A 19,170-nucleotide genomic window follows, 5' to 3' on the forward strand; every position below is an offset into this window, starting at 1 on the left:
GCGGAAGTCCAAATGAAACCGGAATAGGCCCGCCCTTGTCGTCAGGCGGGCCCATCGCGAGCCATCAATCTGTATCCTACTGCGCCCTACGGCCCAATCTGTCTTTTAACTGCCACCGCCGTGAACTCCCCTGGGAGCCTGTCGTCAGTCCACGCCGGATGCTCATCGAATTTCTCCAGCAGGAATCCGCATCTGACGATAGCATTGATGATCTCGCTGATGGTATATTTCCTGTAAAGGCATTTCGGCATCTGGCTTCTGACGGCATCCGGATAGAAGCGGGCATGGGCCATTTCCCCTTCGAAGACCTCCGTGGAAAAATAGCTCATGGAAGGCTGTTCCAGCTCCAGGATATCCGATATCTTGGAAAATGGATGGAAATCGCTGCAGATCATCTTCCCGCCCCATTTCAACAGAGCGTACATAATGCCCATGAATTCATCCAGGTCATGGAAATAGTGCAGAACGCCGCCCTCCATGAACACCACATCAAAGGACTCACGATACTTCTCTATATCCATATCCAGAACATCGCATACCTGATAATCCAGCGCCACCTTTGCGGCCGCAGCCACTTCCAGGGCATATCTTCTGTTGTCCTCCGAAATGTCAAAGACAGTGACCTCCGCGCCCAGGATGGCCAAAGCCACGGCCTTTTTTCCGCAAGAGCCGCATATATTCGCTATCCGCACGCCCTCATAGCCGTCGAAATAAGCCGCGTATTTCCTTAACATGCCCAGGGGATTCTCCAGGCTCTTTTCCGCCCTTTCGGCAGGCTGCCCGGAAGTCCTAAGCCAGAATTCGTAGGCGGAATATTCCCATGCGCGCTTGTTTTGGGCACGGTAGTTCCCGGGCTTTCCCAGCCGCCTTGCCACCATGCTGTAGAAAGGCGTATCTTTTTCCGCATTTTCATAATAAAACTCCAGGGACTGCACAGGGAGCAGAAGAGCGCCCACCTGTACGGAATCAGTATTTCGGTACAGGAGCGTCTCCGAGTCCTGGCCGGGGCAGACATCGTAGAACATACACCTGACCCTCATGTCCCTGTACTGTCCATCGAAATACTGAAAGCTCCCACCCGTATGCTGCGTCTCCGAATCATAGCGGAAGAATCTCCTGACCCGCTCCTCGTCGTCCCACTGAAAGGTCAGGCAGATCTTCTCCAGGGGAAATTCCAGGCCATGGGCAAAAATCATGGTCTTGCCATCCACCTTGAAAGGAATCCGGCCTTGAATCAAATCCTCCGCCAAAGAGCAGAGGATGCCCCATTCCCTCTGAAACTGCATCCTGCTTAGGTCAATCCGGTAAATATTTTGACTGTCCATTCGTCTTCCTCCTTCGTCCTTGATAAAGGTATCATAACAGGAAAGGGAAGACTGGTCTTGTCCTGTAGGATTGGATTTTGTCAGGTCTGCGCATGCCCAGCCGCCCTCCAGTACGACATTGACCCGCAGGGGCAGAAATACCTTCGAGACCGGAAAGCCGCGCCTGACGAAGCTGGGCGGGAAGCCATGGAATCTGGAAAAGGCTTTCGTGAAGGCCTCCGGCGTATCATAGCCGTATTTGTAGGCCAGCTCTATGACAGGAGCGCCGGAGGAGGACAATTCCGCCGCAGCCAGCGTGAGCCGCCTGTTGCGGATATACTCCATGACCGTCATGCCGCACACCAGCTTGAAGAGAGAGGACAGCGTTGACGGGCTGACGAAAAAATGGGCCGCAATCAGGCCGGGAGTCAGCGCTTCCAGAAGATTCGCCTCGATATATTCCAGTGCCTCCTGCAGGTCAGAAATTGTAAAAAAGCCCGGTTCCTTTGGTTGAAAAGCCATATGATGCCTCCGTTTCAGCTGGTCATGCTATTTTACCGCGGGATGACCGTTCCGGGAAAGCCGGGCATTCCCGCCTATATCCGGTCATCCTTGTAGATGACATTGGAGAGAGGAATCTTGTATTTCTGCTTATATTGGTACATCTGCGCGTCCGTATCGCTGATATACGTGGATAAAGGAGTGCCGGAATGGGCCGGAACCAGGGTGGAGGCGTAGCTGAAGCATTTGGGGTGCCCGCTGCTCTTGTCCGCCAGCATCGCCTGCCGCAGGCTTTCCAGTTTCCGATTCTGCTCGGCTGAGGTAAGCCCGGTCTGGAGCAGGAAGAACTCATCGCCGCCTACCCGGCATACCTCCCCGCCCAGGGTCTGCAGCGCCCTGGAGACCTGGATCAGATAGCTGTCGCCCTGCTCATGCCCGAAAGTATCGTTACAGTATTTCAAATAGTCCACATCGATAAAGGAGAGCGTGAATGCAGTTCCCTCCTGCAGCCATTGCTCCATCTTTTCGGTAGCATAGCGCCGGTTGTTCAGGTTGGTCAGAGGGTCTACATAGGCATAACGGTAGATTAGCTTCTGCCGTCGCTGCCGCTCTGTCTCGTCAATCACGATATGGACGACGGCCTGTTTCCTGGCATCGTGGGAATTCTCCCCGTCTGAACGGAACCAGGGGATGAGAAAGGACTCCACCTGGTAGAAGATTTCGGTATCGTCGGAATCGTGCAGCGCCAGATCCCATCTCAGGGAGTTCTGGTTATGGTCTGATGGATTCTCGCCTTCCGCGGCCTGCCCGTCCTGGAGGGGTGAGGTTTCCGCGTTCGGATTCTTTCTGTGCTGATCTATCTGGCGCTGGATCTCCGGCTGTTTGTCAAGGAGCTGCCTGGTCAACTGGGCGGCGGTCTGCACATAGGCTTTCTGGAACCAGCGTGCTGGCTGATTGGAGTGCACTTCCTCTCCTGTTTCCGCAGAGTATACGAAAATCATGCTGTGGGTGTAGTCTGTCAGGGCATTCACCAGTGCCAGGTTGCTGCGCAGCTCCTGGTTGCTCTGCTCCAGAGACCAGCTGATCTCATCCATGGCCTGGATGTTGTCCATCAAGACCTGGTTCTCCAGCTCCAGGGACTCGGTTTTCTGCTGCAATTGACCGGTCAGGTCAAGAAGCGCATCAGCCAGAAGCGCTATTTTTTCTCCCAACTCTCGGAAATCGGGCGACAGCTCTTCCAGACGGAGGGTGGCTGCCTCCGGCTGTTCCAGGATATTCTGTAAATAGTCAATCAAAAGCTTCAGGGAATGTTCCATATAATCGCTCCTATGACCCGTTTGGGCTGCACAATTTTTCCTAATTATACAGCAATCGGGTCTAAAAGGGAAGTTTTTTCTTTGCAGCGGTGACGTGAGAATCGAGACGGAATGGATGGATCTATATGGTAGAATGGTGATGAATCTGATGATTTTGAGGGGATGCTTGGGGATTTCCTTGCTGTAGGAGAGCGGTTTATCCAATTGAGCGGGTGAAGCGACACACAATTAACCGGCAGGAAACAGTTGACACCGCAACCATCCCATAGTATAATGGTTGCGGTGTCAACTGTTGTAAATACAACCAATAAAGGAGCATAACATGCCCGGAATCATGAAAACCCTGAACAACATCAGCCGCTGCCAGGCCACATATCGAAAGAAGACCATAGCGGCCCAAGACCTGTGCCCCAACCACTATGCATTCGTGCTGAACATCTGCCATGCGCCTGGCCGTTCCCAGGACGAGCTCGCCAGGGCGCTGTGCCTGGACAAAAGCACTGTGGCCAGGACCCTGGCCCATCTGGAAAAGCACGGCTACATCACCCGTGTCCCCAATGAAAAGGACAGGAGGCAGTACCAGGTACATCCCACGGAGAAGATGCTGGACATCTATCCCAAAGTGCTGCTGGCAAACAAGGGATGGAACGCCCGCCTGACGGAAAATGTCCCGCCGGAAGAGCTGGAAGTCTTCCACAGAGTGCTCTCCAGGATGGAACAGAATGCGAAAAAGATTACGGAAGAGCTGGAGGTGACATCAAGTTGAAACGGATATTTTCCTATCTTGCACCCTATAAAATGCGGATGCTGCGGGGCATCTCCATCAAGATCCTGGGCACCGTGGCAGAGCTTCTGATTCCCTTTCTGCTGACCTACATCCTGGAGAATGTCATTGTCACCATGGAAATCCCCCGCATCCTGTGGTATGGCGGGGTGATGATTCTCTGTTCGGTGGCAGCCTGCGTGGGGAACGTGACCGCCAACCGGATGGCTGCAGGGGTCACGGCGGATTTCTCCACCGTGATGCGCAGAGACCTGTTCGCCAGTACCCTGTATTTGTCTGCCCGGGACACGGATGGATTCACGATTCCCTCCCTGGAATCCCGCATCACCTCGGACACCTACAATGTCCAGAACTTCGTGGGCATGATGCAGCGCATGGGCATCCGTGCGCCCATTCTGCTGCTTGGGGGCGTAGGGATTACCCTGTTCATGGACAGCGCTCTGTCCCTGGTGATGATCGCCACCATGCCCCTAATCTTCCTTACCGTGTACAGCGTCGCCCGCCGGGGCGTCCCGCTGTACACCAAAGTGCAGAAGTCCACCGACGACATGATCCGGGTGGTGCGGGAGGATGTGCTGGGCGTCCGCGTCATCAAGGCCCTTTCCAAAAACGACTTCGAGAACCGCCGCTACGACGCTTTCAACCGAGCCCTCTCAAAGCAGGAATGCCATGCCGGCATCGTGATGAACGCGGTGAATCCCATCATGACCCTGTTGATGAATCTGGGCATCGCTGGGGTCATCGCCGTGGCGGCCTACCGGGTGGCAAAGGGAACCTCCTCCGCGGCTACGGTGATTGCCTTTACCCAATACTTTACCCTGATTTCCATGGCGCTGATGTCCCTGTCCCGCATGTTCATCATGTACACGAAATGCGCCGCCTCTGCCCGCAGGATCGCCGCGGTTCTGGACACGCCGGAATCTTTCCCGCTGACAGAGGATGACGGCAGAGGAGACCCCGCAGTCAGGATTTCTTTTGAGCAAGTGACCTTTTCCTACCTGGGCAAAAAGCCTAACCTGGAAGATATCACCCTCAGTGTCCCCAAAGGCGGGACGCTTGGCATCATCGGCGCCACCGGCAGCGGAAAATCCACGTTTGTGAAGCTTCTGCTGCGGTTTTACGATGCCGACTCCGGCACGATTCGCATCGACGGCAGAAAGATATCCTCCTATACCCAGAAGGAGTTGACCGCCATGTTCGGCGTGGCGTTGCAAAACGACTTCCTTTACGCGGACACCATCGAGGAGAACATACGTTTCGGAAGGGACATTTCGGACGAACAGATACGCCGGGCCGCGAAGATTGCCCAGGCCCATGATTTCATCTCCGCCATGCCGGATGGCTATGGCCACATGATTTCCTCCAAGGGGACGAACCTTTCCGGCGGCCAGCGGCAGCGCATCCTGATCGCCCGGGCCATCGCCGCGGATCCCGGCATCCTGATTCTGGACGATTCCTCATCGGCCCTTGACTACAAGACCGACGCCAGCCTGCGCCAGGCGCTGAAGGAGTCCATGTCCGATTCCACCGTCATCACCGTGGCCCAGCGCGTCAGCTCCGTGAAAAACTGCGACCTGATCATCGTGCTGGACGAGGGCAGAATCATCGGCCGGGGAACACACGAGGAACTGATGGAAAACTGTGCGGAATACCGGCAAATCAGCGATTCTCAGATGGGAGGTGCCTTCCTTGACTGACAAACCATTGACGAATAAACCTATGACCGACAATCATTCGAAGAAAAAGCGCGACAACCGCGGAATCATGCTCCGGCTGGGGGGATATATCCTGAAGCAATGGCCGCTGTTCCTCCTTGCCGTGATACTGACCCTGGCATCGAATCAGATGTCCCTTTTGGGCCCGCGGTATTCCGGTGCCGCAATCGACGCCATCAGCCTGTCCTCGGGGGTGGACTTTGGGGCGGTCTGGGACAGCGTAATCAAGATGATTGTCTGCTACGCCGGCTCTGCCGTCATCGCCTATTTTCTGTCGGTGATTATGGTGAACCTGAGCCAGCGAATCGTATATACCATGCGCAGACAGATTTTTGAGAAGCTGAACACGCTGCCTGTGGGGTATTTCGACACCAACGCCACCGGGGACATCATCAGCCGCATATCCTATGACGTGGATACGGTGAACACCTCCCTGTCCAACGACCTGGTGCAGGTCATGACCAGCATTTATACCGTGGTGGGCTCGCTGGTGTTCATGTGGAAGATTTCCAGGCCGATGATTCTGATTTTCGTGGTCACCGTGCCGGTTTCTGTCCTGTTCACCCGGTACCGTTCCAAAAAGGTGCGCCCTCTGTTCAGCGCCCGCTCCCGGAAGTACGGCGAGCTCAACGGCTATGCCGAAGAGATGCTTTCCGGCTCTGCCAGCATCCGGGCATACGGGCGGCAGGACGTGATCTCGGGCCGCTTCAATACCCACAATGACGAGGCCATGGGGGCGTTCTACAACGCGGAGTACAATGCATCCCTCCTGTTCCCCACCATCAACCTGATCAACAACGTGTCCCTTTCGCTGGTGGCCATCTTCGGCGGAATCCTGTATATGTATTCCGAAAACGGCCTGATACAGGCGGGCTCCGTCCTGTTCATCACTTTGGGGGGAGTGGCGCAGTTCGTGCAGTATTCCAGGAAATTCGCCGGGCCCATCAACGAATTCTCCAACATCCTCCACGAGTTCCAGTCCGCTTTCTCGGCGGCGGAGCGGGTATTCCGGGTGCTGGACGAAGCGCCGGAGCCGGCGGACGCCGCCGATGCCCGGGAAATGGCGCAGGTGAAAGGCCAGGTGGAGCTGGACGACATCACCTTCGGCTACAAGAAGGACACCACCATTCTGCACAATGTCTTCGTGACGGCGAAGCCGGGGCAGATGATCGCCATCGTGGGCCCCACCGGCGCGGGCAAGACCACCATCATCAACCTGCTGATGCGCTTCTACGACCCTGTGTCCGGCGAGATTCGGGTGGACGGCGCGCCGTCCCTGAAGATCAGGCGGGAGGATCTGCGCCGCGCCTTTACCATGGTGCTCCAGGACACCTGGCTGTTCCACGGCACCATCTTCGAGAACATTGTCTATGGCAGGGAAGACGCCACCATGGAGGAGGTCAGGGCAGCGGCGAAATCCGCCAAGATTGACGGATACATCGAAAGCCTTCCCGACGGGTACGACACTCTGCTTTCAGATGACGGCGTGAACATCTCCAAGGGCCAGCGGCAGCTGATTACCATTGCCAGGGCGTTCCTGTCCGACGCTCCCATGCTGATTCTGGACGAGGCCACCTCCAATGTGGACTCCCGGACGGAGATTCAGATCCAGGAAGCCATGAACGGACTGATGCAGGGCAGGACTAGCTTCGTGATCGCCCACAGACTGTCCACCATACAGAACGCGGATACGATCCTGGTAGTCCGGGGCGGGGAGATTACCGAGCAGGGAACCCACCAGGAACTGCTGCGGCAGGGCGGGTTCTACAGCACGCTTTATAATTCCCAGTTTGTGTAGCGCGAGGGGGAGTTCCAGGGCAACGGTTCAGCGTCCAGGCTGAACCGCTGCCCTCCCGAATTTCCCTTAGATTTCAACAGATTTCAACATACTTCAACCTTGCCGCGGCATCTTGACAGAAGAAGCGTTCTGTGACATACTTTATCAAAACTAAAGAGATCTGAATTGAAATCAAAAAACAGCATTTGGAGAGAAGGCAAGATGAAAAACAACATTATTATCGCAGGTGTCCCAAGAGCCGGGAAGAGCACGATTTCCCGCCGTCTGGCAAAGCAGTATGGGTATCAGCATATCAGCATGGATTCGATCATAGCGGGGTTTGAGAAGTGTTTCCCCGAAACAGGGGTGAATACCTACACCGGACTATCCTCCATGGACACATTGCGCCTGATTAGCGGTAAGATGGCCCCTTTTGTCCGGGCGATGCTGGACAGCGGCGAATACGATGAGTTCCAACCCGGTATGGTGTTGGATATGTATCAGCTCCTGCCAGGGGATTATATGAAATATATCCATGGGGCGAACTGTGAAATCTTCTATTTCATTACGTCCGACGTGACACCGGAAGAGCGGTTCGCCATTCAAAAGAGATATGACACGGAAAAGGACTACACCTTCTACAAATCGGAGGAAGAGCTCCGGGAGGGCGCAGTATATATCGTGGAGCAAAGCATCTGCATGAAAGAGCAATGCCAAAAATACGGTCTGCCGTACTTTGAGACCGCAAAAGACAGGGAACAGACGTTCGACCTCTTTTTACAAGGCATAGTGATGGAAAAACATGTATGAAATACGAAGAATACGCAGAGACGGAGTATAATCATATATAAATCGGCATTTAAGGAGGAAGCCGCTATGATACTATATCATGGAAGTAACACAGGAAATATTAAAGTATTAAAACCCAATCAGGCTGACCATGACAGGCCATATGTATATATGACTACAATAGATGTAGTTGCCGCATTCTATTTATGCAATGCTGTAGAACGGCCCTATTATTGGTTTCCTTATGGTTTTGAAGGCGACAGTAATATACCGATTTACCACGAACTGTACCCGAATGCGCTGAAAGAAGTATCGGAAGGCGTCAGCGGATATATCTACGAAGTCCTTGCAGAAGAAAATCAAGTCATTCCATTCAAAAATATCCCTTGTGCGAGACTGGCGACAGAACCTGTTGAAGTAATGGGGTGTTTCCGGGTAGAAAATGCATATGCTCTATTTACGGAATATGTGAAGCAGGGTAAAATGAAGATAGGTCATTTTGAAGATAAATCGGAGCAGCAGCTGGAATGGTGGTATTCATGCTGTGTCGAATATTTAAAGGAAAAGCATATGATAGAAACCCCTGACTGCGCCTATGCTTCTTTTATACAGTCTAAATTGCCGCAAGTATGGGAAAGGTATACTGCAGAATAAAAGTTTCAGCTTGCAGGCACTAAGGAAGTGTCTGCAAATAACCGCTACAAGTCTGCAGCAATTTTTATTGTATTTCCGGGCTTTTTCCTAAACAAATTGTAGCGGTTATTTTCCGACAGTTCCTAAGGAATTGTCTAATATAACAAAAAATAATATAACCAAGAAAGGATGACAAGATGAACTATCGTGAATTCGGCAAAACAGGAGAGAAGATTTCGGCACTGGGATTTGGATGCATGCGCTTTCCGGAATATAAGGAGGGCGAGAAGAATTTCGTGGATCAGGACAAGGTGGACGAAATGATAGCATACGCCTATGAGAACGGCGTGAACTATTTCGACACCGCTCCCGGATACTGCAGCGAGAACAGCGAAGCCGCCCTGGGACATGCGGTAAAAGGCTTCCGGGACAGGATCCTCATCTCCACCAAATGCCCCATAGACGCAGGCATAGGAGCCGACGGCTACAGAAAGCGCCTGGAGAAGAGCCTTTCCCGCCTGGGCACAGACCATGTGGATTTCTACCATTTCTGGGCCCTGAACCGCAATTCCTACAACAATGTAGTCGTAAAGGAGGGCCTTCTGGAGGCTGCCGCGAAAGCCAGGGAAGAGGGCCTTATCCGCCACATTTCCTTTTCGTTCCATGACGCGCCGGAAGTCATCAGGCACATCGTGGACACCTCCGAGGAACGGGGCGTGAAGATGGAGTCCATGCTCTGCCAGTACAATCTCCTTGACCGTTCCAATGAAGAGATGATCAAATATGTGAATGAAAAAGGCCTTGGCACCGTTGCCATGGGGCCCGTGGGCGGCGGCAGGCTGGCGGCTCCAACAGACCTCTACGCGAAGCTCACCGGCAAGGCTTCCATCGCTACATACGAACTGGCGTTCAAATTCTGCCTGGGCAACCCGAACCTGAACTGCGCCCTTTCCGGCATGCAGAACCTGGACATGGTGCAGAAGAACATCAAAGTGGCCTCCGACGATACGGCATTCTCCGCGGAAGAGTGGGAGCAGCTGGGCGCTGCCATGGAGGAAATCAAGAAGTTCTCGGAGCTTTACTGCACAGGCTGCAAATACTGCCAGCCCTGCCCTGTGGGAATCGACATCCCCCGGATTTTTGAGATGTATACCTATTATAATGTGTACGGCCTGAAAGACCATGCGAAGAATATGATGAAGAATTACCTCCAGAAAGAAGGCAAGACCTTTGCGGACTGCAAAAAGTGCGGTATCTGCGAGAAGAAATGCCCCCAGCACCTGGCTATCAGGGAGCATCTGGAAAAGGTGTGCGAGATTTTGTGTGATTAATTCTCAGTTTCTGTAAAGAGACTGCGGCGTTATACTGCATAACGCTGAATGCTGCCTAATGTAATCATGCGAATGAACCAGTCAGCGTTATGCAGTCTGGTTTCACGGCAAGTGAAATCGTTAAGCAGTATAAATTGGGTATCAGAGGGGCATTGGAGAAAGTCTGGATTTTTTGCCTTGCGCAAATTGACAAAAGCTTGGTTTCGGCTTGCAAATATGTAGCAAGGTTCACGGATTCGGGTTTCCCTTCAGCTCCACCATAAGCGGTTCATGATGGATGGCAGGCAGAATCCGTTCCAGTAAGTCGTCCATCCTGATGCGGAGACTGCTTGTATTGACGTTAGGGTGACAGCCGAAATAAGTCCCTTGCAGCACATCCCGGTCCATCAGGAGCTGTACCCGGTTCTCCGCATCGTTCATCAGTCCCAGGACGCTGACCGAGCCCGGGGAAATCCCCAGGGAAGGGGATTCCCGGTAACTGCCCCTGTACCACCCGGAAATGCCATTCTTTTTCACATAACATCCGGACGCATGGCTGTAGAGGACGGAAAGTTCGTCTCCGGCGTCCACTTCCAGTTCTTCGTCGGTGTAATCATTGGCATGCCATCCGTCCTCCCGACGGTAGAGGTAACAGGAGGGAATCCACAATTCTTTGCCGCTGCCCGAATGGCGGCAGAGCGTCATGCCATCCTTTTCTTCCAGGAGATCCACCTGGCTGTCGAGATACTGGATGTACAGGGAGAAAGGCTTCTTTTCCTGGTTCTCCAGGGCTGTCACAAGGGGAAAGGCATCGTAGGATTCCCAGGTGACCTTTTCCATGGGGGCATCCTTGTCCGGAAAAACCAGGGCGTTCAGCTGTCCTGTGGTCTTCAGGCCGCATCCGCCGTCCATGGCAATGACCCTGCGCTCATAGTCGAAGAGGGGATTCATGTTCAGCTCGTCCTGTCTGTAGAGACATACCGGCCAGTGCCCGGTGACCACGCATCGGGAAAAGCGGCAGTCCTGTTCCAGAAAACGGTCGTTTTTCAGCCACTGATACCTGGGGGTGCCGGACAGGCGGTCCAGGTCATCGGTGGGAATTCCCCCATGGACGAAAAGATAGGAACCCATATCCAGAATGGTGGGAAGCTGTCGCAAAAACGAAATTTCCGGAGCATAATGTTCCTGCAGGCGTTTCCGGCAGGCCGCCGTATTTTCCGGGGTGATATGTTCCGGGGAAATGCCCATGCCGGTAAGCATGTCCAGGATCAGGCCGCGGCGCCAGACATCCCACTGCCAGTGCACAAAGTCATGGAAGCGCTGTTCCCACCCTTCCGTTTCATCCAGAAGGAGCTGGACCAGGCGGTCATCCACGTTTCCCATAGAGACATAGACCTGGTTTTTCAAATATAAATCCATGATATAACGAACTGCATGCAGGCTGTCCGAACCTTTGTCGGCCAGGTCGCCCACGATGACCAGGATGTCGTCGTTGCGGTAATGCAGTTTTCGTAAGAGCTGTAGTATATAGTCAGGCTGGCCGTGGATATCGCTCATGGCGATAATCCGCTGACCGGGTTTCGCATCGATTTTTTGAATAATGGTATCCATGGGTGCCTCCATGAGGTGTTGTTCTGGTTTATGAGGAATGCCTGTAACTGACAGCAGCCTTTTCAATGAGGGGGCGTATTGTAGATACAGGTTACACAGCATGATAGCATGAGCAAGGCATCGCTCATGCTGGATGGCCATTCGGCCGTTTCCTGCCGAAAATAAGGTCATTATATCATATATGGCTTCACGCTGCAAACTTTTTGGGGTATCAGGGCTGTGGACACAGGAAATGGGCGGTGGCAAAGGGCGCTGTAGGATATTTGTATGCCTGCGTGAATAACAAAGTAAGGGAACTCAAGCAGAATTTAATAGAATTGTGTGTGCATTTGTGCTAAGATATGGATGTAATTCATCAATCGGGATAGGAAAAGCTGGATTTCTGGCAGCCGGATGAAGAAATAATGAAGATTATTGTTGCTAAATATGATGGATACTGGATAATTTCACTCGGATAATGTTGGAACGAGAGGGCGCTTGTATTGAAATTACTGATACAAGAGGGATATTGTATGAAAATACCTAAAATGGGCTAGGCGATTCAGCAATGAAGGCTTTGGAAGCAGAGGACATACCCAAAGTGGCATTTGAGAAAAATGTATCAGGCAATGCTTTTTTGTAATACGGAGGCTGTATATGGAAATAACATTATTAAGGGCAAATATTGACAACGCAAAAGAACTACATGCTATGCAGATTGAAGCTTTCAAAGAATTATTGGAAAAATATCAGGATTTTGACACCAGTCCTGGAAATGAAAACATGGAAAAAGTAGAAGCACGCTTAAAACAGGACTTTACATTTTACTATTTTATCTGTATCGGACAGAAGAAAGTAGGAGCTATCCGTATTATTGACAAAAAGGAAAATGGAAAAAACAAAAGAATTTCCCCAATATTTATATTGCCGGAATTTCAAGGGAAAGGCATTGCACAGAAAGCAATCCGGCTGTGTGAAGAAATGCATGGAAACGAAAATTGGGAGCTGGACACAATTTGGCAGGAGGCTAAAAACTGTCATTTGTATGAAAAAATGGGATATTGCCAGACGGGAAAAACAGAAATCATTAATGAAAGACTTACATTAGTATTTTATGAAAAGAAGGAGGCGGATATAACATGAATGCAATCATACTTGGTTCCGGGGCTGTGTCAGCACGCCAAGAGCATGTTGTAACTGCCGTGTATGTACAGAAGCGCAGGATTTATGGAGGAGAACATGAAACAGTATATATGTCACGTTAAGGCAGCGGCCGGAATTAAAGGACACGGCAGCCGAATGGTTTCATTGTAAGTGGGGAGTGCCACAAGAAGCTTACCTTGAATGTATGGAAGCTTATCTTAATAATGAAACCGAGTATGGCTGGTATCTTTGCCTGGATGAGGGCAGAATCATAGGAGGACTTGGAGTGATTGAAAATGATTTTCATGACAGAAAAGACCTCACGCCAAATGTCTGCGCTGTATATACAGAGGAAGAATATCGCTGTAAAGGGATTGCAGGACATAAATTTTTGTGCATGGTCCAGGGAAATGGTGAACCCAGGATGTCAAGAATGTACATGCATAGTTAAGTATAAAAATTGAATGTATCAAAACAACAGCATAAAAGTGCATGGAACCGTAGTTTTTCCTTCCGGTTGTTGCCGCAATACCATTGCATGGGCCAGGGACATAATCACAAGTAGAAAAAATGATTATATCGAAACTTGCCAAATTGCTGGCGGTAGAAGTCCGGGAGGAGAATGCCTATGACGAGCCTGTCTATTTGACGCCGGGGATGCCTGTGAAGATGGAGGTGGAAAAGGGCGCGTGGTTTAAGATAGGCGTGAACGTGCAGAACCCCACGGATGAAAGCAAGGATGTGTATGTATCCGTGGGCAATGTGGAAGTGAGGATTGCTTCTTCAGAGGAAGCGCAGGCACAAAGTACGTCAGCAGGGCAGAAAACTAAACATTTGACAAGTATGCAGCACTAACGGCCATGCTGGAGTGGGAGAATATATCAATGGATGTTGGGCCGCCTGAAGGGAAAGAGAACCCTGACGCTGCGAATTTCTTCCCGATGACCAGTCCTGCCATGCAGATGGCGAATGCCACGGTTGCATCCGGCTGGATTTGATGATTTTTGCAAGTGGGGAAGGCGGCCATGGAATCCCTATCTTTTCCGCAATTTTTTTTGTGATTGCAGCGGCGGTGACAATAGTGGTACTGATTCTGGCAGTAGTGCTGACGATTCGGGGATTTCTTCGGAAGTAATCTGAAAATCAGCATCTCCATTCAACGATATCGTCAATCCTCTTGCGCGGCCTTTCCTCCGGGAATTCATCAGGATAACCAAAGGCGATAGCCGCGATAAGCTGACCATCGCTTTCCAGCCATTGGCTCAGTTCGGCATATGCAAAGAAAATGTCGCATATCCAAAGGCTGTCGATTCCTTTCTCCGTAGCGGCCAGGAGCATATTCTGTATGGAAGCGCTTACAGACTGGATATTGCAGATTTCGGAAATGTGCTCCTCCGGCGTCAAATCTTCCAGAATGCTCTTGCCTAATGAATTGACCACAAACAAAATGACCGGCGCTTCCTCCATGATATAATGACGGCCTGGGATTATGGCGCTCACAGATTAGCTGCAGAATATTTTCTTTCCGAAAAGAGCATCTATCGAACTCCAGCGAACTTTATTCTGCGTTTTATTCTGCCGGAAAGATAATGGAACGAGGTATTGTCTTATTGACGGTTCTGGTATAAACTAAACAAAAGAGTATTAACGCATGGCCGCGGAAGGAGATTCCAATGGGAGCATATTTGAATCCGGGAAACAGTGGATACCAGGAGATACTACAGTCTGAATATGTGGATAAAACAGGCTTGATTGCCTTGATAAATAATACTGTGGGGACAAGGGAGAAGTTGTCCTGTATCAGCAGGCCAAGGCGCTTTGGGAAGTCCTACGCGGCAATGATGCTGTGTGCATACTATGACTGTTCCTGCGATTCCCATGGGCTCTTTGACGACAAGGAGATAGCAGGGACGCAGGGATATCTGGCGCATCTGAACCAATATCATGTCATCAATCTGGACATCACCGGCTTTATCTCCGATGCGGAGAGAATGGACATACCACTTTCAAATGTGCCAAATATGATTGCCGATGCAGTCTGCAGGGAACTGACGGAAGAGTATCCGGAGCTGGAAGGGAAAAGCCTTGCGGATGCCATGATTGGCTGTGTGGAAAAATCAGGGAAAGCGTTCGTGTTCATCATTGACGAGTGGGACGCGCTGATTCGGGAGGCGAAGGGAGATACGGTAGTACAGAGGAAGTATCTGAATTTCCTCAGGGGCTGGTTCAAGAACAACAACTTCACGCCCAAGGCGGTGGCGGCGGCTTACATGACGGGAATCCTGCCCATCAAGAAGGACGGCTCCCAGTCAGCCATCTCGGATTTTAGAGAATATTCGGTGCTTGACCCGGATGGGTTCGCGGAGTTTACCGGTTTCACGGAAAGCGAGGTAAAGAGGCTGTGTGAAAGCTACGGGATGGACTTCGGGGATGCCAAAAACTGGTATGATGGGTACGATTTCCCGGATATCGGGGCAATCTACAATCCCTATTCAGTCATGCTGGCCATGAGAAAGAGGAAGTTCGGCTCCTACTGGCAGAGGACTTCTGCGGCGGAATCCCTGATGACATATATCAATATGGACTTTGAGGGGCTGCAGGAGACCATTTCCCGGCTGATTTCCGGGGAAGAGGTAGAGGTCGACACAGACCTTTTCGAGAATGACTTTGAATCCTTCAAAAGCTGCGATGATGTGCTGACTCTGCTGATTCATTTGGGGTACCTGACCTGGCATGAGGAGGAGGGGACGGTGCGCATCCCCAATGAGGAGGTGCGGATTGAGTTCCGAAAGATTCTGAAGGGCACGAACGTGAACCGGAAATGGATGGAGCTGCTTGGCCGCTCCGAAAAGCTTTTGGAGGATACGATAGCGGGAGATGCAGAGGCAGTCGCAAAGGCCGTGGAAGAGATTCGGGATTCCCAATATGCGCCCGCCTACTATAATGACGAACAGGCATTGCGGTACGTGATTAAGTTCGCGTACATTGCCGCGCTGGATCAGTACCTGAAGGTGGAGGAGCTGCCGTCCGGAAAAGGGATTGCGGATGTGGTATACCTGCCAAAGCGCAGATCCGCGCTTCCGGCGCTGGTGGTGGAGCTGAAATGGAACAAGTCATCCGAGGGAGCAATCCGACAGGTGAAAGAGCGGAATTACCCTGCCGTATTGAAGGACTATGGCGGCGAGATCGTGCTGGTGGGAATCGGCTATGATGCAAAAAAGAAAGCGCATAGCTGCGTGATTGAAAGAATCTGAAAAACGAAAAACAGCGGTCGGTTTTTGGATGAATTTGCGATTAGAGGAATGGTGAAAATGATGATTGAAATACACGATGATATAAACGTAGATGAATATAATAAATTGAGGGTAGAAGTAGGCTGGGAAATAAAAAATCCACTCATTGTTGAAAAAGCTATAAGGAATAGCACAATTATAAAAAAGGCGACATACGATAGCAAAACAGTCGGTATGGCCAGAGCCATTGGGGATGGTATGTCATATCTTTTAGTTGACGTAGTAGTCAGCTCAAAATATCAAAAACAAGGAATAGGAAAAAAACTTGTAAATTCCATAATAGATGCTATAAAAAATGAAACTATGGCTGGAGAATACAGTACTATTAATTTGATATCAATTAGAGGTATGGAGAAATTTTATGAGAGCTGTGGATTTGAGGCAGTACCATTTGGATACAATGGCAAAGGGATGAGAATAAAGATTGAAAAATAGAGATACAGATCCATAAGTCCAGCTAAGAAATACCAAGAGCTAAATGAAAACAGCCCATGTCCGGGTGCTGGGCGGGGCAGATGCGGAACCATAATAAGGAGAAAAGCAATGAGCATACAGGATGGCAGATGCAGCGGGAGCAGCCTGGCGCTGGCGGAGCGGATACAGGAGAAGCTGGAAAGGATTGTCCGGGAAAAGAAAACCACGGCGGCCTGTGCTGCAGTCTGCGGGTCGGAAGGGCTCCTGGCGGCGGCCTGTGCCGGCACAAGGGGATTCGATGACAGCCCGGCCCGGGTGGATGACCTATATAACGTAGGCTCTGTCTCCAAAATCTATGTGACGGCGGCTGTCATGAAGCTGGTGCAGGAGGGAAGGATATCCCTGGACGAACCGGTGCGCAGATACCTGCCGGACTGGAGGATGGCGGACGAAAGGTGCGGGGAGATCACCGTCCGGATGCTCCTGAACCACTCTTCCGGAATCCCGGGGACGAACCTCCACGATCATCTTGACCTGGAGGAAGAGGAGGAGCTTTATACGGGAAAATACCGGAACACACCGGCATACTGGCAGACAGTGAAGCTGCGGGCCAGGCCGGGCAGCTTTTCCAGCTACGGCAATGACGGCTTCGACCTGGTGGCGGAAGTAGTGGAGGCAGTGACAGGCAAGCCCTATATCCGGTGGCTGCGGGAGCAGATAACGGGACCGGCGGGAGCCTTTTCCGCGGGAGTGGGCAGAAGGCTTGCGGAAGGGCATGTGAAGGTGGCCTGCCGAGGTGACGAGCCGGAATACTACAACTGCTTCGGCGCGGGGGCAATCCATACCACAGTGCCGGAGTGCGCCATGTTCGGCTCCCTCTTCATCGATTCCAGGGGCGTCATCGGACAGGCATATCTGGACGAGACCAGGTGCCCCCAGGGAGCGACCTTCCTGCAGGGGGCATACGATGCGGCAGATTACTGCCTGGGATGGGACTCGCTCTACAACAGGAACCGGATTCCCCTGGGGGAGGGGGCGGTGATAAAGTCAGGCGGCACAGAGCAGTTTACCAGCTATCTGCTGGTGGGCCCTGCCTGTGGGCTGTCACTGGCGATTTCAGCCACCAATGATGGAGGTGCCCCATGGCTTGAGGTGCTGGAGGACATTGGCGGGGAAGCTCTGAAGTTTATTGAAAAGAACGGAGAGGATGGTGTTGAAAATCAAAGCTCTCAGACACCGGAACCTGGCAGCAGCGGAAAGCAGAGTTCCCAGAAACCGGAATCTGACAGCATCGAAAAGCAGAGCACTCTGGGATTAGAATCCAGTAGTGGCGAAAATCAAAGCTCCCAGACATCAGAACCTGGCAATATAGAAAAACAAAGCGCCCAGGCATCGGAACCCGCCGGCATCAAACAAAGCGCGCTCCTGGAAGTCCCCGGCAGATACAGCGGACTGGCATACGGAAGCACCAGCGTTTACCGCTTTTCCGTACAGGAAGAAACGCTGTACACGGAGACCCTGCAAAAGGGAGGGGCCTGGCAAAGGGAAGAGGGGCTAAGCGGCTTCCAGTGGGACGGGAAAGCCTTCGTAAAAGGGGAGCATGACCGGATTACAGCGGAGGAATATGACGGAAAGGTCTACTACATAAGGTGGGGAGTGGCCTTCTGCCAGAAGAACGCCGGATACCCGTCCCCCGGAGCCTTATGGCCCAATCTGGCGGGAGCCTGCTTCACGGCAGAGGAAGGGGAGGATGTTTTCGGCAGAATCTGTCTGGAGAGCATCAATGAGGAAAACGTGCTGATTTTCACCACGGAGCATGAGGAATACCCGGTGGTGCCCCTTGTATGCGATTCCCGGAACGAAAAGGAGACCTGCCTGATTTCGGAAACTACCCGGGATGGGATCGTCTTCCGCCTGGAACAGGAGGGAGACCGGACATGGCTGTGCACAGGGACGGACAGATATGTCAGGGAAGTGTGAACCATGTTTGAGCCTAAACTGGAAACAGCCGCCGCGCTGTTAGGGTTCTCCTGTTCCGGCAGCCTGCTGTTCCTGTTCACAGTGCCGTTAGGACTGGGGGGCGGGAGCCATCGACATTCCGGACAGGGAAGCAACCGGGGAATCAGGTTCTGGTGACAGTCAGGGAACGGGAATGAGACAGGAGGGATAAAGATGTGGACGTGTCCGAAGTGCGGGCGTGCCTTTAAGAGGCAGGAGCAGAGCCATTACTGCGGGAAAGCGCCGGAAACAGTAGATGAATACATTGCGGCACAGCCGGAAGCGGTGCAGGGATATCTGAAGGAAATAAGGGAAGCGCTCTGCGCGGCGCTGCCGGAGGCGGAGGAGCGGATTTCATGGAGCATGCCGACTTATTGGAAGGGGCATAATATCATCCAGTTTGCCGGTTTCAAAAACCATGTGGGCCTGTATCCGGGGCCGGAGGCTGTCAGGGAGTTTTCCGAGTGTCTGAAAGGATACAAGACCAGCAAGGGAACCATACAGCTCCCTTACAGCGGGACAGTTCCGGCGGGACTGGTTTCCGATATCGCCAGGTGGTGCTATGAGACGGGGAGCCATCCGTAAGATCGGAAAGTGTCTGAA

Annotated in this window: 18 protein-coding genes and 2 pseudogenes; 15 read left to right on the forward strand and 5 right to left on the reverse strand. The window is 52.0% G+C overall.

The genetic code is table 11. From position 1 onward, the window contains the following. Positions 1-86: 86 nt before the first annotated feature. Positions 87-1,826, reverse strand: a complete 1,740-nt coding sequence (locus NFS35_RS18020) for a helix-turn-helix domain-containing protein (RefSeq protein ID WP_251208499.1) — start codon at positions 1,824-1,826, stop codon at positions 87-89. 74 nt (positions 1,827-1,900) lie between these two features. Continuing rightward, positions 1,901-3,121 carry a GGDEF domain-containing protein gene (locus NFS35_RS18025; RefSeq protein ID WP_251208500.1) on the reverse strand — a complete coding sequence of 407 codons (1,221 nt, stop codon included), beginning with the start codon at positions 3,119-3,121 and terminating at the stop codon, positions 1,901-1,903. Positions 3,122-3,443: 322 nt separating this feature from the next. Here NFS35_RS18025 and NFS35_RS18030 point away from each other — a divergent pair, with 322 nt between their 5' ends. The 6 genes from NFS35_RS18030 (at position 3,444) to NFS35_RS18055 (ending at position 10,150) form a co-directional block, all read left to right on the forward strand. Continuing rightward, on the forward strand, positions 3,444-3,887 hold the full coding sequence (locus NFS35_RS18030) for a MarR family winged helix-turn-helix transcriptional regulator (RefSeq protein WP_251208501.1): 444 nt from the start codon (positions 3,444-3,446) through the stop codon (positions 3,885-3,887). After that, positions 3,884-5,602 (forward strand): ABC transporter ATP-binding protein, encoded by a 1,719-nt coding sequence (locus NFS35_RS18035; RefSeq protein ID WP_251208502.1) that lies wholly within the window; start codon positions 3,884-3,886, stop codon positions 5,600-5,602. Before NFS35_RS18030 ends, NFS35_RS18035 begins: the two co-directional genes overlap by 4 nt. Beyond that, entirely contained in the window at positions 5,595-7,418 is a 1,824-nt protein-coding gene (locus tag NFS35_RS18040) for an ABC transporter ATP-binding protein (RefSeq protein WP_251208503.1), read from the forward strand. Before NFS35_RS18035 ends, NFS35_RS18040 begins: the two co-directional genes overlap by 8 nt. A 201-nt stretch (positions 7,419-7,619) precedes the next feature. Continuing rightward, positions 7,620-8,207 carry an ATP-binding protein gene (locus NFS35_RS18045; protein ID WP_251208504.1) on the forward strand — a complete coding sequence of 196 codons (588 nt, stop codon included), beginning with the start codon at positions 7,620-7,622 and terminating at the stop codon, positions 8,205-8,207. 66 nt (positions 8,208-8,273) lie between these two features. After that, complete coding sequence (locus NFS35_RS18050; protein ID WP_251208505.1) at positions 8,274-8,840, forward strand: hypothetical protein; 567 nt, start codon at positions 8,274-8,276, stop codon at positions 8,838-8,840. 176 nt (positions 8,841-9,016) lie between these two features. Next, positions 9,017-10,150 (forward strand): aldo/keto reductase, encoded by a 1,134-nt coding sequence (locus tag NFS35_RS18055; RefSeq protein WP_251208506.1) that lies wholly within the window; start codon positions 9,017-9,019, stop codon positions 10,148-10,150. Between the two features lie 228 nt (positions 10,151-10,378). Here the strand turns inward: NFS35_RS18055 and NFS35_RS29705 are convergent. Together NFS35_RS29705 and NFS35_RS29710 are read right to left on the reverse strand one after the other, a co-directional pair. Continuing rightward, positions 10,379-10,609 (reverse strand): annotated as a pseudogene (locus NFS35_RS29705) (YbaK/EbsC family protein); the annotation flags it as partial. Between the two features lie 573 nt (positions 10,610-11,182). Continuing rightward, a pseudogene (locus NFS35_RS29710) lies at positions 11,183-11,911 on the reverse strand (metallophosphoesterase); the annotation flags it as partial. Between the two features lie 465 nt (positions 11,912-12,376). On the opposite strand from NFS35_RS29710, the gene NFS35_RS18070 reads away from it, so the two are divergent. The 4 genes from NFS35_RS18070 to NFS35_RS18085 all read left to right on the forward strand — a co-directional run bounded on the left by NFS35_RS18070 (position 12,377) and on the right by NFS35_RS18085 (position 13,997). Next, positions 12,377-12,862 carry a GNAT family N-acetyltransferase gene (locus NFS35_RS18070; protein WP_251208507.1) on the forward strand — a complete coding sequence of 162 codons (486 nt, stop codon included), beginning with the start codon at positions 12,377-12,379 and terminating at the stop codon, positions 12,860-12,862. A 205-nt stretch (positions 12,863-13,067) separates the two neighbouring features. Continuing rightward, positions 13,068-13,313: a GNAT family N-acetyltransferase gene (locus tag NFS35_RS18075; RefSeq protein ID WP_334303560.1), complete on the forward strand. Its 246-nt coding sequence runs from the start codon at positions 13,068-13,070 to the stop codon at positions 13,311-13,313. Between the two features lie 119 nt (positions 13,314-13,432). Beyond that, on the forward strand, positions 13,433-13,717 hold the full coding sequence (locus tag NFS35_RS18080) for a hypothetical protein (RefSeq protein WP_251208508.1): 285 nt from the start codon (positions 13,433-13,435) through the stop codon (positions 13,715-13,717). 142 nt (positions 13,718-13,859) lie between these two features. Continuing rightward, positions 13,860-13,997: a hypothetical protein gene (locus NFS35_RS18085; RefSeq protein ID WP_251208509.1), complete on the forward strand. Its 138-nt coding sequence runs from the start codon at positions 13,860-13,862 to the stop codon at positions 13,995-13,997. Between the two features lie 8 nt (positions 13,998-14,005). On the opposite strand, the gene NFS35_RS18090 is transcribed toward NFS35_RS18085, so the two are convergent. Continuing rightward, on the reverse strand, positions 14,006-14,362 hold the full coding sequence (locus tag NFS35_RS18090; RefSeq protein ID WP_251208510.1) for a nitroreductase family protein: 357 nt from the start codon (positions 14,360-14,362) through the stop codon (positions 14,006-14,008). Between the two features lie 173 nt (positions 14,363-14,535). On the opposite strand from NFS35_RS18090, the gene NFS35_RS18095 reads away from it, so the two are divergent. The 5 genes from NFS35_RS18095 (at position 14,536) to NFS35_RS18115 (ending at position 19,152) form a co-directional block, all read left to right on the forward strand. Then, a complete protein-coding gene (locus tag NFS35_RS18095; protein WP_251208511.1) occupies positions 14,536-16,116 on the forward strand; it encodes an AAA family ATPase in 1,581 nt (526 codons plus the stop codon). A gap of 57 nt (positions 16,117-16,173) precedes the next feature. Continuing rightward, on the forward strand, positions 16,174-16,590 hold the full coding sequence (locus tag NFS35_RS18100; RefSeq protein ID WP_251208512.1) for a GNAT family N-acetyltransferase: 417 nt from the start codon (positions 16,174-16,176) through the stop codon (positions 16,588-16,590). Positions 16,591-16,698: 108 nt separating this feature from the next. Continuing rightward, positions 16,699-18,549 (forward strand): serine hydrolase domain-containing protein, encoded by a 1,851-nt coding sequence (locus NFS35_RS18105; protein ID WP_251208513.1) that lies wholly within the window; start codon positions 16,699-16,701, stop codon positions 18,547-18,549. Positions 18,550-18,552: 3 nt separating this feature from the next. Then, positions 18,553-18,705 carry a hypothetical protein gene (locus NFS35_RS18110; protein WP_251208514.1) on the forward strand — a complete coding sequence of 51 codons (153 nt, stop codon included), beginning with the start codon at positions 18,553-18,555 and terminating at the stop codon, positions 18,703-18,705. 36 nt (positions 18,706-18,741) lie between these two features. Next, positions 18,742-19,152, forward strand: a complete 411-nt coding sequence (locus NFS35_RS18115) for an iron chaperone (RefSeq protein WP_251208515.1) — start codon at positions 18,742-18,744, stop codon at positions 19,150-19,152. Positions 19,153-19,170 lie beyond the last annotated feature (18 nt).

It is taken from the genome of Acetatifactor aquisgranensis, assembly GCF_943193215.1.
Taxonomy (GTDB): domain Bacteria; phylum Bacillota; class Clostridia; order Lachnospirales; family Lachnospiraceae; genus Acetatifactor; species Acetatifactor aquisgranensis.

Bases quoted from the DNA above. Each gene is read 5' to 3' on its own strand.
- NFS35_RS18020 (WP_251208499.1), bottom strand. From the start codon at position 1,826: ATGGCTTTTCAACCAAAGGAACCGGGCTTTTTTACAATTTCTGACCTG.
- NFS35_RS18025 (WP_251208500.1), bottom strand. From the start codon at position 3,121: ATGGAACATTCCCTGAAGCTTTTGATTGACTATTTACAGAATATCCTG.
- NFS35_RS18030 (WP_251208501.1), top strand. From the start codon at position 3,444: ATGCCCGGAATCATGAAAACCCTGAACAACATCAGCCGCTGCCAGGCC.
- NFS35_RS18045 (WP_251208504.1), top strand. From the start codon at position 7,620: ATGAAAAACAACATTATTATCGCAGGTGTCCCAAGAGCCGGGAAGAGC.
- NFS35_RS18050 (WP_251208505.1), top strand. From the start codon at position 8,274: ATGATACTATATCATGGAAGTAACACAGGAAATATTAAAGTATTAAAA.
- NFS35_RS18055 (WP_251208506.1), top strand. From the start codon at position 9,017: ATGAACTATCGTGAATTCGGCAAAACAGGAGAGAAGATTTCGGCACTG.
- NFS35_RS18070 (WP_251208507.1), top strand. From the start codon at position 12,377: ATGGAAATAACATTATTAAGGGCAAATATTGACAACGCAAAAGAACTA.
- NFS35_RS18075 (WP_334303560.1), top strand. From the start codon at position 13,068: ATGGAAGCTTATCTTAATAATGAAACCGAGTATGGCTGGTATCTTTGC.
- NFS35_RS18080 (WP_251208508.1), top strand. From the start codon at position 13,433: ATGATTATATCGAAACTTGCCAAATTGCTGGCGGTAGAAGTCCGGGAG.
- NFS35_RS18085 (WP_251208509.1), top strand. From the start codon at position 13,860: ATGATTTTTGCAAGTGGGGAAGGCGGCCATGGAATCCCTATCTTTTCC.
- NFS35_RS18095 (WP_251208511.1), top strand. From the start codon at position 14,536: ATGGGAGCATATTTGAATCCGGGAAACAGTGGATACCAGGAGATACTA.
- NFS35_RS18100 (WP_251208512.1), top strand. From the start codon at position 16,174: ATGATGATTGAAATACACGATGATATAAACGTAGATGAATATAATAAA.
- NFS35_RS18105 (WP_251208513.1), top strand. From the start codon at position 16,699: ATGAGCATACAGGATGGCAGATGCAGCGGGAGCAGCCTGGCGCTGGCG.
- NFS35_RS18110 (WP_251208514.1), top strand. From the start codon at position 18,553: ATGTTTGAGCCTAAACTGGAAACAGCCGCCGCGCTGTTAGGGTTCTCC.
- NFS35_RS18115 (WP_251208515.1), top strand. From the start codon at position 18,742: ATGTGGACGTGTCCGAAGTGCGGGCGTGCCTTTAAGAGGCAGGAGCAG.